13 protein-coding genes are annotated in these 14,725 nt (G+C 47.4%); 3 read left to right on the plus strand and 10 right to left on the minus strand.

What is annotated here, in order from left to right; all coding sequences use genetic code 11:
• Positions 1 to 73 precede the first annotated feature (73 nt).
• Positions 74 to 1,699, minus strand: coding sequence for a DUF2079 domain-containing protein (locus tag OU814_RS28845; RefSeq protein WP_268242970.1), 1,626 nt, complete (start codon positions 1,697 to 1,699; stop codon positions 74 to 76).
• 101 nt (positions 1,700 to 1,800) lie between these two features.
• Here OU814_RS28845 and OU814_RS28850 point away from each other — a divergent pair, with 101 nt between their 5' ends.
• Positions 1,801 to 2,391 carry a Uma2 family endonuclease gene (locus OU814_RS28850; RefSeq protein WP_268242971.1) on the plus strand — a complete coding sequence of 197 codons (591 nt, stop codon included), beginning with the start codon at positions 1,801 to 1,803 and terminating at the stop codon, positions 2,389 to 2,391.
• On the opposite strand, the gene OU814_RS28855 is transcribed toward OU814_RS28850, so the two are convergent.
• The 3 genes from OU814_RS28855 to pyrR form a co-directional block, all read right to left on the minus strand.
• Entirely contained in the window at positions 2,378 to 3,871 is a 1,494-nt protein-coding gene (locus tag OU814_RS28855; protein ID WP_017288408.1) for a NupC/NupG family nucleoside CNT transporter, read from the minus strand. The two genes, OU814_RS28850 and OU814_RS28855, sit on opposite strands and share 14 nt — an antisense overlap.
• A gap of 199 nt (positions 3,872 to 4,070) precedes the next feature.
• Positions 4,071 to 5,105, minus strand: coding sequence for a type 2 isopentenyl-diphosphate Delta-isomerase (gene fni, locus OU814_RS28860; protein WP_268242972.1), 1,035 nt, complete (start codon positions 5,103 to 5,105; stop codon positions 4,071 to 4,073).
• Between the two features lie 2 nt (positions 5,106 to 5,107).
• Positions 5,108 to 5,644 (minus strand): bifunctional pyr operon transcriptional regulator/uracil phosphoribosyltransferase PyrR, encoded by a 537-nt coding sequence (pyrR, locus tag OU814_RS28865; protein WP_017288410.1) that lies wholly within the window; start codon positions 5,642 to 5,644, stop codon positions 5,108 to 5,110.
• Between the two features lie 243 nt (positions 5,645 to 5,887).
• Here pyrR and OU814_RS28870 point away from each other — a divergent pair, with 243 nt between their 5' ends.
• Positions 5,888 to 7,318, plus strand: coding sequence for a hypothetical protein (locus OU814_RS28870; RefSeq protein WP_268242973.1), 1,431 nt, complete (start codon positions 5,888 to 5,890; stop codon positions 7,316 to 7,318).
• Positions 7,319 to 7,397: 79 nt separating this feature from the next.
• On the opposite strand, the gene OU814_RS28875 is transcribed toward OU814_RS28870, so the two are convergent.
• From OU814_RS28875 to proB, 5 genes are all read right to left on the minus strand, one after another.
• Entirely contained in the window at positions 7,398 to 8,210 is an 813-nt protein-coding gene (locus OU814_RS28875; RefSeq protein ID WP_268242974.1) for a dual OB domain-containing protein, read from the minus strand.
• 7 nt (positions 8,211 to 8,217) lie between these two features.
• Positions 8,218 to 8,664 (minus strand): DUF488 domain-containing protein, encoded by a 447-nt coding sequence (locus OU814_RS28880; RefSeq protein WP_268242975.1) that lies wholly within the window; start codon positions 8,662 to 8,664, stop codon positions 8,218 to 8,220.
• Positions 8,648 to 9,289: a DUF488 domain-containing protein gene (locus OU814_RS28885; protein WP_268242976.1), complete on the minus strand. Its 642-nt coding sequence runs from the start codon at positions 9,287 to 9,289 to the stop codon at positions 8,648 to 8,650. The genes OU814_RS28880 and OU814_RS28885 overlap by 17 nt, the downstream gene beginning before the upstream one ends.
• 90 nt (positions 9,290 to 9,379) lie before the next feature.
• Positions 9,380 to 10,171, minus strand: a complete 792-nt coding sequence (locus tag OU814_RS28890) for a WecB/TagA/CpsF family glycosyltransferase (protein ID WP_268242977.1) — start codon at positions 10,169 to 10,171, stop codon at positions 9,380 to 9,382.
• Positions 10,172 to 10,208: 37 nt separating this feature from the next.
• Positions 10,209 to 11,312, minus strand: coding sequence for a glutamate 5-kinase (proB, locus tag OU814_RS28895; protein WP_268242978.1), 1,104 nt, complete (start codon positions 11,310 to 11,312; stop codon positions 10,209 to 10,211).
• Between the two features lie 163 nt (positions 11,313 to 11,475).
• On the opposite strand from proB, the gene OU814_RS28900 reads away from it, so the two are divergent.
• Positions 11,476 to 12,978 (plus strand): N-acetylmuramidase family protein, encoded by a 1,503-nt coding sequence (locus OU814_RS28900; RefSeq protein ID WP_268242979.1) that lies wholly within the window; start codon positions 11,476 to 11,478, stop codon positions 12,976 to 12,978.
• Positions 12,979 to 13,065: 87 nt separating this feature from the next.
• Here OU814_RS28900 and OU814_RS28905 read toward each other — a convergent pair whose 3' ends face one another.
• On the minus strand, positions 13,066 to 14,691 hold the full coding sequence (locus OU814_RS28905) for a gamma-glutamyltransferase family protein (RefSeq protein ID WP_268242980.1): 1,626 nt from the start codon (positions 14,689 to 14,691) through the stop codon (positions 13,066 to 13,068).
• Positions 14,692 to 14,725: the final 34 nt, after the last annotated feature.

Here is a 14,725-nt window from a genome sequence, read left to right on the forward strand (position 1 = left end):
GGGATGAATCCGGGCGGGCAAAATGATGTCGAGGTGAATCCTTTTAGAATTCCCGCTCACCGAAGCAATCAACTTATTTCAGACTGGCGGCAAGTTTCTGCCACTCTGCGAGCATGGCTGGATTAGAAGGTTGACCCTTTGCAATCATCACAACGCCGTCTTCGACTTGCAATACGCCATATTGTTTTTCATTCACGAGTTTTTCAAGCAGCGGCAGCGTTTTCGTGAGGTAGAACTGGCTGTCTTTGAAGGCTTTGCTGTATTCTTTGAGCTGCCACAAATCCGCGATCGCGTATTCGAGTTGAACTTTCTGATTGCGATCGTCATAAATTTCGATCAGGGGTAATCGCACGATCGCGCGTCGAGTCGAAAGCTGCGGAATTAAGTGCGTTGTCGTCGTCACGCTGACATCTTTTGGAACATTGCGAATCACGTTGTAAATATGACCTGCATGTTCCCATTGGCGGGTTAGAGGAACAAACACCCAAGGACGAAACGAATCGGGAATCATGAACGAAAAAGTTCGATGGGGATTGCCGCTCAGCATGAACAGCACAGACAGAATCATGGCAACTTTCCACCAGCGGCGAAACTTGGGTGTGAATTTCTGAGGATTGCGTGACCACCAGAGAATTGCACCGTAAAACACACCTGGAACGACTGCAACTGCGTAGCGAATGTTGACCGCTAAAGCAGTCACCCCAGATTGTGCAAACAGTGAGATCAAAGGAAAGCCTGAGACTGTCCAAGCGGCTCCTGAGACAGCAGGAACAAATGCTAATGAGAGCCATTGACTTGCCAGATAGTTAATTCGGCGATCGACCGGGGTGAATAAACTTTCTGCAAGTTCAGCGGGATGGGTGATCATTCCCCATAAAACTTGTAATGTCGTTGGATTGTCGCTATTTACAAACTGCCTGAAGCGAGCGGCTAAATAGAGTCGAGAGACATCAGTGGAAAATCTCGGCTGTACAACATTTGTGACAAAAGCAACATAGCTAAAACTGAGGATGCAGAGTGCTAAACCAATCCAGGGATGCCGACGGCTCAGCAGGAGATACACCCCAATCCCGAAGAGAATAATGCCTGCTTCTTCGCGAACGCCTAAGACTAGAACAACACAGATCCAGAACCAGACCCATTGCTTTTTTTCTAATGCGAGTAATGTCCCAAAGGCAAACAGTGGAATTTGACAGTGTTCGTAGAAGTTTGCGATCGTAGAACCTGCAACTGCGATCGCGCTGTAGTAACTTGCAGTAATCCAAACAGATAGCTGCGGCGCAAGGTAATGTCGTGCCAGCGCATAAAGCATTAAGCCACCCACAGTCATTAAAGCAACTTGCAAAAAGCTCAAGGTCAGAGGGTGAGGAAAGAGCGCATATAAGGGCAACCAGAATAGAAAATCTAAAACAAGATGCTGTCCTAAATGGACAAAAGATACGGTTGGAGTAACGCCATCTTGAATCGTAGCAACGGAATTTCCAGAGGTGAGTGAACTCTCAAACCAACGCCCGTGCAGGTTATTCCAGAAGACTTGGTTGAAAAGTCCCTGGTCGTAAGAGGTATAGAACGTGAAATAGCGATTGATTGAGATGATCAATGTGATGGTAAAAAAGACGATCGCGCAATACCAGGCGCGACGCAAGCCAACTTGATCTTGACTGGGCACGATCGCTTTTAATGCTGTAGAGAAGTTCATCACGTTCAAACACACTTGAGATCAGGAAAAACTATAGCATTCCGAAGTCTCAAACACCTTTTGATATAATCAACGCACGGTCTGATAAGAGGCAGCGGAACATGACTCAGGCGAAACTGCGATTCTCTAGCTTTGAGGAATATTTTGCAGCGGGCGATGATCTCGAACTCGAAGGACGCTACGAATTGATCGATGGAGAACTCGTCCAAGTGCCACCCGAATCAGAAGAGAATAACTTCTTCGCTTTGAATTTGCGAGATTTATTCGCTGCGCTCCTCCCTCGTCGATGGGTTCGCATTCATCAGTGTGAGATTCAAGTCCCTGTTTTAGAAAAAAAGGATGCTGCAAATCGGTATCCGGATGTTGTCATTTTGCGCCCAGAACATATCGCGCTTACGAAAACTCGGTTAACGATAAAAGCAGATATGCCACCTCCACAGTTAGTCGCAGAAGTGATCAGTCCGGGAAGTCAAAACCGCGATCGAGATTTCAACAGAAAACGCGCCCAGTATGCTGAGCGCGGAATTCCTGAATATTGGATTCTTGATCCTCAAACTCGTTCGATTACGGTTCTAGAATTGCGCGATCGCGACTACGTTACGTTCGGCGTTTTTGCAAATCATGAACTCATTGTCTCTCCCACTTTTCCCAGTCTCGACTTTACTGCTGCTCAAGTTTTTAGCGAGGAGTAGAACTCGGTTGTGGCGATTTTGTAGGTTTCGGAGAAACTTTCACCGACTGTGGAGTTGCCGGAACTGGCAAAACGCTCGGCTGTGGACTAGGGGCGACAATCGGAGCCTTCTCGCCCAGAATGCCTGCGCCTCCCGTGTCAAATACACCTGCGACACAGGCAATCATCATTGTGGCTAATGTGCCGACAAATAGTGCCTTCCAGCCCAATTCAGAAATGTCTTTGCGGCGAGAAGGAATGAGAGCGATTGTTCCACCCACAAAAATTCCCACGGATGCTAAGTGAGCAAATCCTGAGAGCGCATAGCTGACAATTAGAACAGCTCGATCGCTGATCGGATTTTCGGGTCTTGCTGCTGCTGCTGCTAATGCTTGATAAGGCGGAATTGCGGTTTCGAGTAAACGCCGACCAATAATCACCGAAGATTCCCAAAGCTCATTCCACTCTAATGAAACCCCAGTCAGGAGCGTAAACGGCAAGAAGATCACCCCTGCAATATTTGCCAGTGTCACGACTTGGAAAGTACTGCCAATTGGACCCGGTATCGTGGCTAATCCAGCAAAGATTTGATTGATCAATGAGACTAAACCCAGAATCAAGATCAACACAGCCGCGATCGACACCGCCATTTTTACCCCATCCAATGAGCCGATGATCGCTGCATCTAAAGGGCTAGCTTTCTCGATCGGTTCAGCTAGAGCGACCTCTTCGAGCATTTCTCCGTCTTCTGCCAACCATTTCTTCTCTTCTTTGGGAATTCCACCCATCGTCAAAGGCTTTTCAGTTTCTGGCACCAGAATCTTTGACAGTACAAAGCAAGCTGGAATCGCAATAATCGAGGCAGAAACCAAGTGCCCCAAAATATTGGGAAACACAGGACGTAAGAAACTGACATAGATGGCTAAGGTCGAGGAAGCAGCCGTCCCAAAACAGCACGCCAAAATTGCACAGAGTTCACTGCGGGTCATTTTGGGTAAGTAAGGCTTAACGACGATCGCGGCTTCAATTCCAACAAAAATGTTGGCTGCTCCACTGAGTGATTCTGCTCCACTCAACCGCATGGTGAGATAGAACACTTTCGCGAATGCGTTGGTGACGATTTGAATGACACCTAGATTTTGCAGGAGTGCCATTAAGCCTGAGAAAAAGATCACAGTCGGCAAAGCCCGAAAGGCAAAAATATATCCCAAATTTACGTCGGGTGGAGATCCAGGAGCAGGAACGATGTTGCGCCCAAAGACAAAACGCGCCCCCGTGTCTGCCGCAGTAAAGACGCTATCGAGCAAATTGCTGAAAATCTGAAGCGCATCACGGGTTCCTGGCACGATGAAGACGAATGCACCCAAAACCAATTGCAGTAAGATTCCAGTCGCAACGACTCTCCAGGGAAACACTTTAAGACTGCGATTTTCCGAGAAGAGCCACGCAATGATGCATAAGCCGAAAATACCAAGAAAAGAGACGAGGTTGAGTAAGCTCATGGGTAGAGGCTGGGTAATAAATCGCACATTACAAGTGCCCCTAGAAAGATAGCTAAGATTTCTCAGTTCGGCGCAATTTTTTCCTTGGTTAGTAGGCAACTGAATAAGAAGTGGGGAGTGGGGAGTGGGGGAGCAGTCTGGGTGTGGGTTCTCCATATTCTCCCGTTTTGCAAAGTAAATGCAGTAACGACTCAGTTTCTCAGCGCTTCTCCAATACGCCCGATCGCTTTAATTCGTTCAAATCGCGCGTTCCGGTACAAAAGAGTACCGTTGTAATTTCTGCTTCAAGGATTTCGACGAGCAGATGCAGCGCTGCTTCTGAATCATTCGCTGCTTGTAAAAATGGTAGGGCTAAGCCGCCGAGATCTGCGCCGAGTGCGATCGTTTTTGCGACATCTAAACCATTTCGCAATCCGCCAGAGGCGATTAAGGGAATCGTGGGTGCGACTTGCCGAATTTGTGTAATGCAGTCGGCTGTCGGAATACCCCAATCGGCAAAGGTTAAGCCTAATCGTCGTTGGATTGGATCTTGAGCGCGACCGCTTTCGACTTTTGCCCAAGAGGTTCCTCCGGCTCCCGCGACATCGATCGCACTGACCCCGATTTGAATCAGTTTTTCTGCCATTTTTTGAGAAATCCCATTGCCGACTTCTTTGGCAATGACAGGCACAGGCAGCGCTTCACAAAGTTGAGCAATTTTGTCGAGCAAGCCGCGAAAATTCTGATCCCCACGGGTTTGCACCGCTTCTTGCAAAGGATTTAAATGCAAAATCAATGCATCGGCTTCTAGAAGATCGATCGCGCGTAAACACTGCTCGATTCCATAGGTATAGTTCAACTGCACTGCACCAAGATTCGCAAACAGCAAGGCATCTGGAGCGATCGAGCGAATTTTAAACGAATCTGCAACGGCTGGATTTTCGATTGCGACTCGCTGCGAACCGACTCCCATTGCCAGCCGATATTCTTGTGCGATCGCAGCAAGTCGGTAATTAATAGTCTTCGCTAAATCTGTGCCCCCGGTCATTGAGGAAATCAGAATCGGCGCACTCAGGCATTTATTGAAGAACCGAGTGCTGATATCAATTTCAGCGCGATCGAGTTCGGGCAAACAGCAGTGTGTAAAGTGATAATTTTCCAATCCCGTGGTTGCTTCACGACATTGCACATCATCTTCTAAGCAAACTTTGAGATGGTCTGCTTTGCGGTTTTGGGTTTCGATCGCTCCGTCCATTTTTATCCTTTGATAAGTTCAACACCGTCTCGTCCATCGATTTCTTGCAGATAGACTTTGACTTTTTCTTCTTTCGCCGTGGGTAGCTGTTTTCCAATGTAATCTGGGTGAATGGGGACTTCTCGATGTCCGCGATCGATTAATACGGCTAATCGAATCACTTCGGGTCGTCCGTAGTCATTGACTGCATCTAATGCCGCGCGAATCGTGCGTCCTTTGTAAATCACATCGTCGATTAAAACAACCGTTTTCCCCGTGAGATCGAAAGGAATGTCCGTTTTTGCAGGGGTGCGAACGCCGATGGTATCCAGGTCGTCTCGATAGAATGTAATGTCGATCGCGCCTAAGGGAACCTCAATTTTCTCTAAGATTTGAATTTGTTCGCACAGCGTTTTTGCCAAGGGAACACCGCGCGTATAGATTCCCAGTAAGACTAACTTGGACAAATCACCCGATCGCTCTACAATCTCTGAGGCAAGGCGATTCACGGTTCGGCGCACTTCTTCAGTCGATAAAATTTCAATCTGTTCTAGAGGCATGAGCGATCGTCAAAAGGGATAGCCATAGTTTACATGACGAAAAATCAGCAATTACAATGCCTCAAGACATTGATTCTTTTCTCTAAAGGTTGATAAATTAAGCTGTGATGTGAGGGTGTGACAGAAATTTAGAAGAAAACGTTCAATTCTGATGAACTGTCGCTATAACTAAGTATCATTAAACGTCCTTGAACGTTAAACTCCTCTGCTGAGCTGAGCTGATTACGTCCTGCAGGTTATCCCATGAGTGAATCTGAAATTCCCAATTCTTCCGCTGATTCGATCGAAGCTCCTTCAACTCAGGAGTCGGGTTGGACAACTGTTAACTTTCCGAATGCGATCGACCTCGATAGCATTCCAGAAGCTGCGCCTGAACCAACGCCTGAACCGACTCAAATTGGCATTCGGGTCAAGGATTTAGAGCAGCAAAATCAACGTCTGCGATCGCGGGCTGCGGAGTTGGAGTTTGCGTTGGGTGAAGCTCATGCCACCTTGCGCTCTGAGACGAAGCGCTTAGAAACTCAGTTGAGTACCCAGCAAGCAGAGGCAGAACAGCGAGCGCTCAAAGAAGCTCAGCTTTCTCAGCAGCAAACGGTGATGATTGCCAAACAGCGTCAAGCGCTAGATGCGTCGCGCCAAAGATTGCAAGATCAAGAAGCACAGCTTTCGGAACAAGTTGAGGCGATCAATGCAGTTCAACTGGAAGTGAAGCAGCTGGCTCAGAATTTGGATCAAGCGCATCAAGTGCATCAAAAACAGCAGATTTTAATCGAGACTTTGACCGCTCAGCTTGAAGCGAGTCAGGCTCAAGTTGCCCAGTTAGAGCGAGATTGTGCGTTAACCAAGCAGCAATATGATGAGCAAATCCAGCAATTGCGCCAATCTGAGGCAGCGTGTCGGGATTTGCGATCGCGCTTGCATCGCCAGCAGCAATACACGCTGCAATTCAAGGCTGCTTTAGAAAAATGCTTGGATGTGTCCGCAACTCAGAAGATTGAAGAGTCTGTGGATCAAGCGATTTCACAGAGTGAATGTCATGCTGAGCCAGTTGGTTTTGTCAAAGCGCAGCCAGTTCAACCTTGGTCTACGACGCTCGATAGTACGACAAGCTGGAACGAACCTGAACTGACTCCAGCCGCTTGGGCGACTGCACCAGATGATGACATTTTGTTTGAGCCAGAAATTTCAGATGAGATCGCACCAGAAGTTGAGCCAGCGTCTCTTGATGTAGATGTAGATGACACTGAGGTTGAGCTTCCTGAACCGATTGTGATTAGCCCACCGCTGAGCTATACGATTAAGCGATCGACGGAAGAATCCCCGTCAGTCCATCACGATATTCACCTGTTTGAGCCGACTGCGGTGCAAACAGAACCTGAGAATTTTGTAGTCAGTGAACCTGCGATCGACATTGATTCGATGCCTGCCATTGAACCAGTCGAGGAAGTAGCAGCAAGTCCGACTCTCGCTTTGCCACCTACAATTGAGCCAACTGTTCCGGCTGCTTCTCCGTTTATCACATTAGGTGTGAATGATCGAATTCGACGGGATGAACCGGATGAGGATCTGCCACCTGTGGGAGAAAGTCCTTCACCTGTTGTATATCCTCAGCGATCGCAAAAGAAACTCGACTCTTTAGCAGCAGTTGAACTGCCAACTTTCCCGAAAAAATAGGATTTGGATCTCAACAATTCGGCCTCGCAGTAGCTTTTTTCTGAGAAGAACTGCTGCGAGGTTTTGCATTTGAGATTGGTTAGAGAGATTTGAGATATGTGAGAAATGCTATCAGTTCTTGTTGATTAAGTTGGGTTCGCGATCGCCGACCAAATCTTTCTTGTAAAACGCTTCGCCCTTGTTCCAGGCTCCACCCCAAACGGCGTATTTCTACCATGATCTGATCTGATTCTGTTAGCTCAATCACTCCGGCAATCAGCTTCCAACATACAGCATCCGTCCACTCTCCAGAAGGTTGATAAGGCATACTCAAACTTACAGTAACGAGACAGGGATTACGCAGAACATATCCATACTCCAGACGAGCCACAAAGGCTGGATCAGTAATACTTAAATTAGAAAGTTGCTGTCCCGCTTTTGTAACGATTGTTCCCAACCATTTTCTTCCGCCTTTGTCTCGCGGGACTTCTCGAACAGCCAATTGCGGAACGTAGATAAGTTGTAATGTGCGGCGCTCAGCAAAAGGTAGCGATTGTAAGTATGAAACACTAACGTACTTCTCAGAAGTATGTAAAATATCCGTAGAATTATCGCAATAAGCTAGTAAATCTTCTGCCTTAACCTGTCCAACCCGTCGCCATGTTCCAGCGATAATGGTGCGATTCTCGCTTTCAAAGCCGAAATCATTGCCGTCACTTGCTAGAGGAATTTCAAGAATATCAAGCAGAGCAGGTTCTTGATTTTCAATCAATCGAACATTTGGAGGAACTCTACCATCTTCTGGGTATAAATCTGAAATTGGTCGAATCCATGCACCTGTTGTGCGATCAATTCCTGCAATACAGCGTTCCTCAAACTTCCAAGAGTTTGCGAGACAAATGATTTGGGGCATACAAAAACTAAAGGTGATGTATGTTTAAATTTCCCCAATGTTGATTCAGGTACTCAGCAATTAACCGACGATGACAGTGATGTGGTTTGGCTTCGCTACAGAGTAAACAACAGTTTTCAAGGAGTTCTGGTGAAACTGATTTTTCAATTTCTCGATCGCACATTAATTGCAGAAATTTCTGTTCGTAAATACTCCATTCGCCTTTCTGCTTTTTGTATTCATCTAACATTTCCTGAGTTGGAGCGAGATCTAGCCGATGCAAATATTCAATTTCTCCAATTTGTTTGAGAAAGTATTCTAAATCGGTACGTTTTGCAAAGCCTGCAAGTTGAGAAACATTGTTGAGCCTTGTATCAATAATCAGTTTGACTCCAGCTTTGGTGAGAGTTTCAAAAAATTGCTGTGCTGTTTTCTGAGTGAACCCGATCGTAAATAAATTAACTGACTTGCTCATGATTCTCTTGGAACTTCTCAACGTAGGCAATTTCATCGCCTTGTCTACGGTATGCCTCTATCAGTGATTCTTCCCTGGAAACTGAAGATGTAAGTGATGCGTCGGCAAAGAGCGAAAGTTGTTGAGATGGACTGGTGGCAAAGCCATGACGCGCCAGTAATCTTTCCTCTAATTGAGTGTGGGTTTCTAATTCACCATCTTTATGGATGTGAGCAATATCGAGGTCGAATTGGCGAAGATGCTGGCAGACTAAAATGGCTCGATGACAAGTGAGCGGATCTTTTTCAGCACACATGAGTGCGATCGTATATCGATGTGATCCCTGCACCACACGCTGGATGCCTTGTGAAAATTCCGTTGTTGCAGCAATCTTTTCATAAACGGCTTTGCCCGCTGTATAGCAATTCGGATCACTCGCTCTAGCTCCGAGTTGCTGACCCAGAAAAACATACTGAATTCCAGATGGGGGTAAAGCCGTTTTGAGACTGGATTGATTGAAGTGGGGAAGATAGCGACTGTAGGGATGAGAGCGCACATCGGCAATTGCATCAACTTGATGAAGGTATAGCAAGTTGATGAATGTTTGCAAACTGTGATTTGAATGCCCGATAGTGAAAAGTTTCATTCCAGAAAGAATAACTCGCTGAATTTCATTATGCCATTTCCCAAAACTTCATGATTTAAGGTTACTTCTCATTAGATGAATTTCACGATCTTAAAGCTCACTCACCGGATTTAGCTTCGTCAACCGATAGACGATCGCTCTTGCTGCAAACTTTGGTAAAGCCATCATCCGCTTCCATCGCCAAGGTTCTTGATACAGCCGATACAACCATTCCAAATGGTTATCGCAGAACCATTGGGGCGCACGCTCTTTCGTTCCTGCCCATACGTCAAAACTCCCTCCTACACCAATCCAGACCGAATTCGGACAAATGTGGCGATGTTGCGAAATCCATAGCTCCTGACGCGGAACGCCTAAACCGACATAGATTAAGCGCGGCTGTAGAGTTTTCAATCGATCGAGAAATTCCCGCTCATTTTCTGGCTGTAAATAGCCATTTTGCGTTCCCACGATCGAGATTTCGGGTACTTTTTTTTGCCAATGTTCTGCTGCGGTATCGGCTACTCCTGGTGCACCCCCGAAAAAGAAAATTGACCAGGGTTCGCCAAATTGCGTCGATCGTTCTAGCAACGTCTGCGCAAGTTCAATCCCTGGCATTCGCTGCACCCGCTTGCCATGAATTCGCATGTAGAAGACAATCCCCGAACCATCTGGAATGACTAATTCTGCTTGATGAATAATATGTGCAAGTACTGGAGTCTCCTCTGCTTGCATTGTCATTTCTGCATTCAGTGTGATCACATGGCATCCCAAACCCTGTTCCAAACGATGCATAATCCAGCGTGGATAATCCTGAACAAGGTGCATCGGTAAGCCTAAAACCGAGACAGACTGCAAGATATCCGATGAATAGGGAATGTTCGACACGCGATCCTCACACATAGGTGTTCAGGGACAAAATTGTACCAGGAATTGTGCCTTACGACAGGACTAAATTATCGCGATGTACAACGGTTTCTTCCCCGGCATAGCCTAGAATTTCAGGAATTTCATCGGATTGACGTCCGCGAATTTTTTCGAGTTCGTCATGACTGTAATTGACAATCCCTCTCGCAATTTCTTGCCCAGATCGATCGCACAATTTCACTGCCTCCTGACTTTCAAATGCTCCTTCAATCTGCACAATTCCGGCAGCTAATAGCGATCGACCACTGCTACGAATCGCTCTAACAGCACCCTCATCTAAGTAAATTTGCCCCGTCGGCACCAATCCATGAGCAATCCAACGCTGACGCGCATTAAACGGGCGAGGCTGAGGTTCAAACTGCGTTCCAATGAACTCACCTGCTAGAATCTTGCTCAAATTCTGAGGTGTGCGACCTTGAGTAATTACCGTTCTCACGCCTGCCCCAGTTGCAATTCGAGCCGCTTGGATCTTCGTCACCATGCCCCCTGTGCCCCATTGCGTTCCAGAGCTTCCAGTTTGGACTTCTGCGAGTTCATCGAGATTTTTGACAATCGTAATCGGTTGAGCATTGGGGTTACTACGCGGATCAGCAGAATACAAGCGATCGACATCGGTTAACAAAAACAACCAATCCGCATCGACTACACTGGCAACGAGAGCCGACAACGTATCGTTATCCCCAAACTTCAACTCATCGACGGACACAGTATCGTTTTCATTGACGATCGGAATGACATCCAGCTTTAGCAGTTCTTGGAAAGTATGCAAGACATTGATATAGCGATTGCGTTGAATCAAATCGCCGCGAGTCAACAACACTTGGGCGATCGGCTGCTGTAATGCAGTGAAAAAATCATCATAAATTCGCATCAATCGCCCTTGCCCAACTGCTGCAACGGCTTGCTTTTTTGCCATCGATTTCGGACGTTCAATCAACCCTAACCGCGCACAGCCTACGCCTACTGCACCAGATGAGACTAAAACCACTTGATTTCCTTGAGCGCGGAGTTGGCTGAGCACTTCGACCAAAGACGCGATCGTAGATAGTGCTAACATCCCCGAATCCGGAGTGGTTAGACTCGACGTTCCAATTTTCACCACGATCGTTTGAGACATGAGCGCGAAAGACCTAAAACCGCTCAAATATCCTATCAAACGGTTTCACCGATTAAGATGTGACAAAATATTTCACAATTCTGGAAAATACGTAGGATCTTCTAAAGAATAAAGGGCAAACATGCCTACAATTTAGACTGCCAAACGTGCGTGGGTGAGAGATATGAACCTTAACAGCATTGCATCAGGAACCGCAACTATTAATTTGACGACTGTTCAGACCAATCAGACTTTGACACGAGAACTTCAGCAACGCCTGATTGCATTAGGTTTTCAACCGGGTCCTGTCGATGGAATTTGGGGCAGTCGTACGCAGGCGGCTTATGCTGCTTTCGCGACTCGCAACCAGTTCACAACCACTGCAATCAGCCCGCGTGCGGCTCAAGTCTTACTCGGCATCAATACCCTAAATAACATTGCATCAGGGACAGTGACGATCGCACTATCGACGATTCAAAATGTACAAACAATCGTCAGAGAGCTTCAACAGCGCTTGACAAATTTAGGCTTTCAACCTGGACCCATTGATGGAATCTGGGGCAGTCGTACTCAAGCAGCTTATGCTGCTTTTGCAACCCGTGCTCAGCTTAGAGCGACCGAAGTGACTCCTCGTGCTGCCCAGTTGCTACTAGGACGTCAATCTCTTCCAACTCCGACCCCCACGCCTGCTCCGACCCCCACGCCTGCTCCGACCCCAACTCCGACTCCGACCTCAGTTCAACAACCGACCCCAACCCCGACTCCGACCCCAACCCCTGCTCCGACCCCGACCCCAACTCCAACTCCTAGTTCGTCTCCTCGCTTTGCTCCAGCAACTCAAGCTTTACCGACTGGACTACGTCCCATTGCTAATGATGTTTGGATTTGGCAATTGAATCGAATCAGCACAGATGCTCGCTTGGTTCGTCAGATGCAACAAGGATTAGATGCAATGGGGCACCAGCCTGGATCGATCGATGGACTCTGGGGAGGCAGAACGCAAACGGCTTATGCCGGGTTTACTAGAGTTTATGGCTTTCAAGCCGATGAGCTTTCACCGCAAGCAGCTTTGATGTTGTTGGAGCCTGCGATTCCTCAGATTGAGGTTGTCCGTCCAGTGCGATCGCTACAATCGAAAGATTTTCAAGATGTTGCCAGATCGATTGGCTGTGAGGTTGCAGCCGTGAGAGCGGTTGTCGAAGTTGAAGCAGCAGGATCTGGATTCTTGCGGGATGGTAGACCGAAGATTCTATTTGAGGCGCATTGGTTCTCAGAATTTACCAATGGGCGCTTTGATAATAGCAATGGTGATATTTCTAGCCCAGTTTGGAACCGTAGTCTCTATATTGGGGGTGCAGGTGAATGGGATCGATTGTATAAAGCAGTGAATTTGAATCGGAATGCGGCTTTGATGTCTGCTTCTTGGGGACTGGGGCAAATCATGGGATTCAATCATAGTGCAGCGGGCTATCGGGATGCTGAATCGTTTGTGCGAGATATGCATGAGAGTGAAGGAAAACAGCTTGCAGCAATGTTCAATTTCATCAAGAGCAATCGTCTCGATCGCTTTTTGATTAACCGCGATTGGGCAGGATTTGCGCTTCGCTACAATGGCGAGAGCTATCGTGTGAATCGCTACGATGAAAAGCTTGCCGATGCGTACAGTCGTTGGTCAAATGTTGCTTAGGTGTGCAGATTCAAACCATATCGAGCCTGGTGCATGGAATTCACTGGGCTGATGTGGTCTCAAAATTGGGTTTCGCAATGCTGAGGTTTAGAATGCGATCGCACATCCGTCTGCTCTCGGTTCTGAACCTGCAATCAAAACCTTGCCAGACTTGAGAATCATCTGTCCGCGTCCGAATGCACTCGGTTCGGCGGTGAGTTGAATTTGGTGATTTCTGTCGGTCAGTGCGATCGCAATATCAGATCGCACAGTCTGCTCTAGTAAAACTTGGTTTTTTGCGAACCATCGCCAGCGTGGAGCATTCAAAGCCGTTTGCGGATTCATGCCATAGTCGATGAGGTTGACAACCATCTGTAAGTGACCTTGAGGTTGCATGAAGCCACCCATCACACCCAAAGCTCCAATCGGTTGATCATTGACACTCAAAAAGCCAGGAATGATCGTGTGATAGGCACGTTTACTAGGTGCAACTTGATTGGGGTGTCCAGCTTGAGTTGAAAAGCCTGAAGCTCGGTTCTGAAGTGCAATTCCAGTACCAGGAATTAAAATGCCACTGCCAAATCCTGCATAGTTCGATTGGATAAAAGACACCATAAAGTCCTGATCTGCGGCTGCTAGATAGACGGTTCCACCTTTGGGTAGTCCTGAACTCGTTTCAGGTAAAGCGGTGTCACAGATGAGTTGTCGCCTTTGAGCGGCATAGGTTTTATCTAAGAGATCCACAGCGGAGACGATCATTGATGCAGGATCGCTCACATGACGATCGACATCTGCAAATGCAAGTTTCATGGCTTCAATCTGCAAATGGAAGCTCTCGACCGAATCGCGTGGAAATTGAGTCAAGTCGAATCCCTCTAAAATGTTCAGAGCCATTAATGTTGCGATTCCGTGGGTATTCGGTGGAATTTCCCAAACATCCACGCCTCGATAATTCGTTGAAATCGGAGTTACCCAATCTGCTTGATGAGTTGCTAGATCTGTGCGATCAATCCATCCTCCCGTCTGTTCTGCAAATTGGGCGATCGCGTCTGCGAGTTCACCTCGATAAAAAGACTCTCCTTGGCTTTGAGCGATCGATCTGAGCGTTTTTGCATGATTCGGGCTGCTCCAAATTTCGCCTGCACGGGGAGCACGTCCATTCGGAAAAAAGACCGCTTGAAAGGGCTGATATTCCGCGCCTGAAAGTGGAGTAAAAATTTGCTCGGCTCGTTGCCAAGCCCGAGCCGTTTCAGGAGAAACCGGAAAGCCTGCTTCTGCATATGCAATGGCAGGTTCAAACAGCTTTTCAAACGGCAGATTTCCCCAACGTTCTGAGAGCGATCGCCAAGCAGAAACCGCACCCGGAACTGTCACCGTGTTCCAGCCTAAATCAGGCATTCTCGGAGCATTGAGCAGCGTTTCGACTGGAATATGGCGCGGGCTTCTGCCAGAAGCATTGAGTCCATGCAGTTTGCCATCCCAGACCAGTGCGAAAGCATCAGAGCCAATTCCGTTCGATGTAGGCTCGACAACTGTTAGTGCGATCGCGGTTGCAATGGCAGCATCGATCGCGTTGCCACCTGCCAGTAGCATTTGGATGCCTGCAAACGTTGCTAAAGGCTGGCTAGTTGCAACGGCTCCTCGCGTTCCCATCACAACCTGTCTCATCGTCGGGTAAGGATAATGAAGAAGCTGACTTGCAGCCGAGAATCGCTCCCATGTATTAGTCTCCAAGATGGACTCCTTTTGGTTAAGTTTGGTGCGGTGT

It is taken from the genome of Leptolyngbya sp. GGD (assembly GCF_026735145.1).
Lineage (GTDB): Bacteria > Cyanobacteriota > Cyanobacteriia > Leptolyngbyales > Leptolyngbyaceae > Leptolyngbya > Leptolyngbya boryana.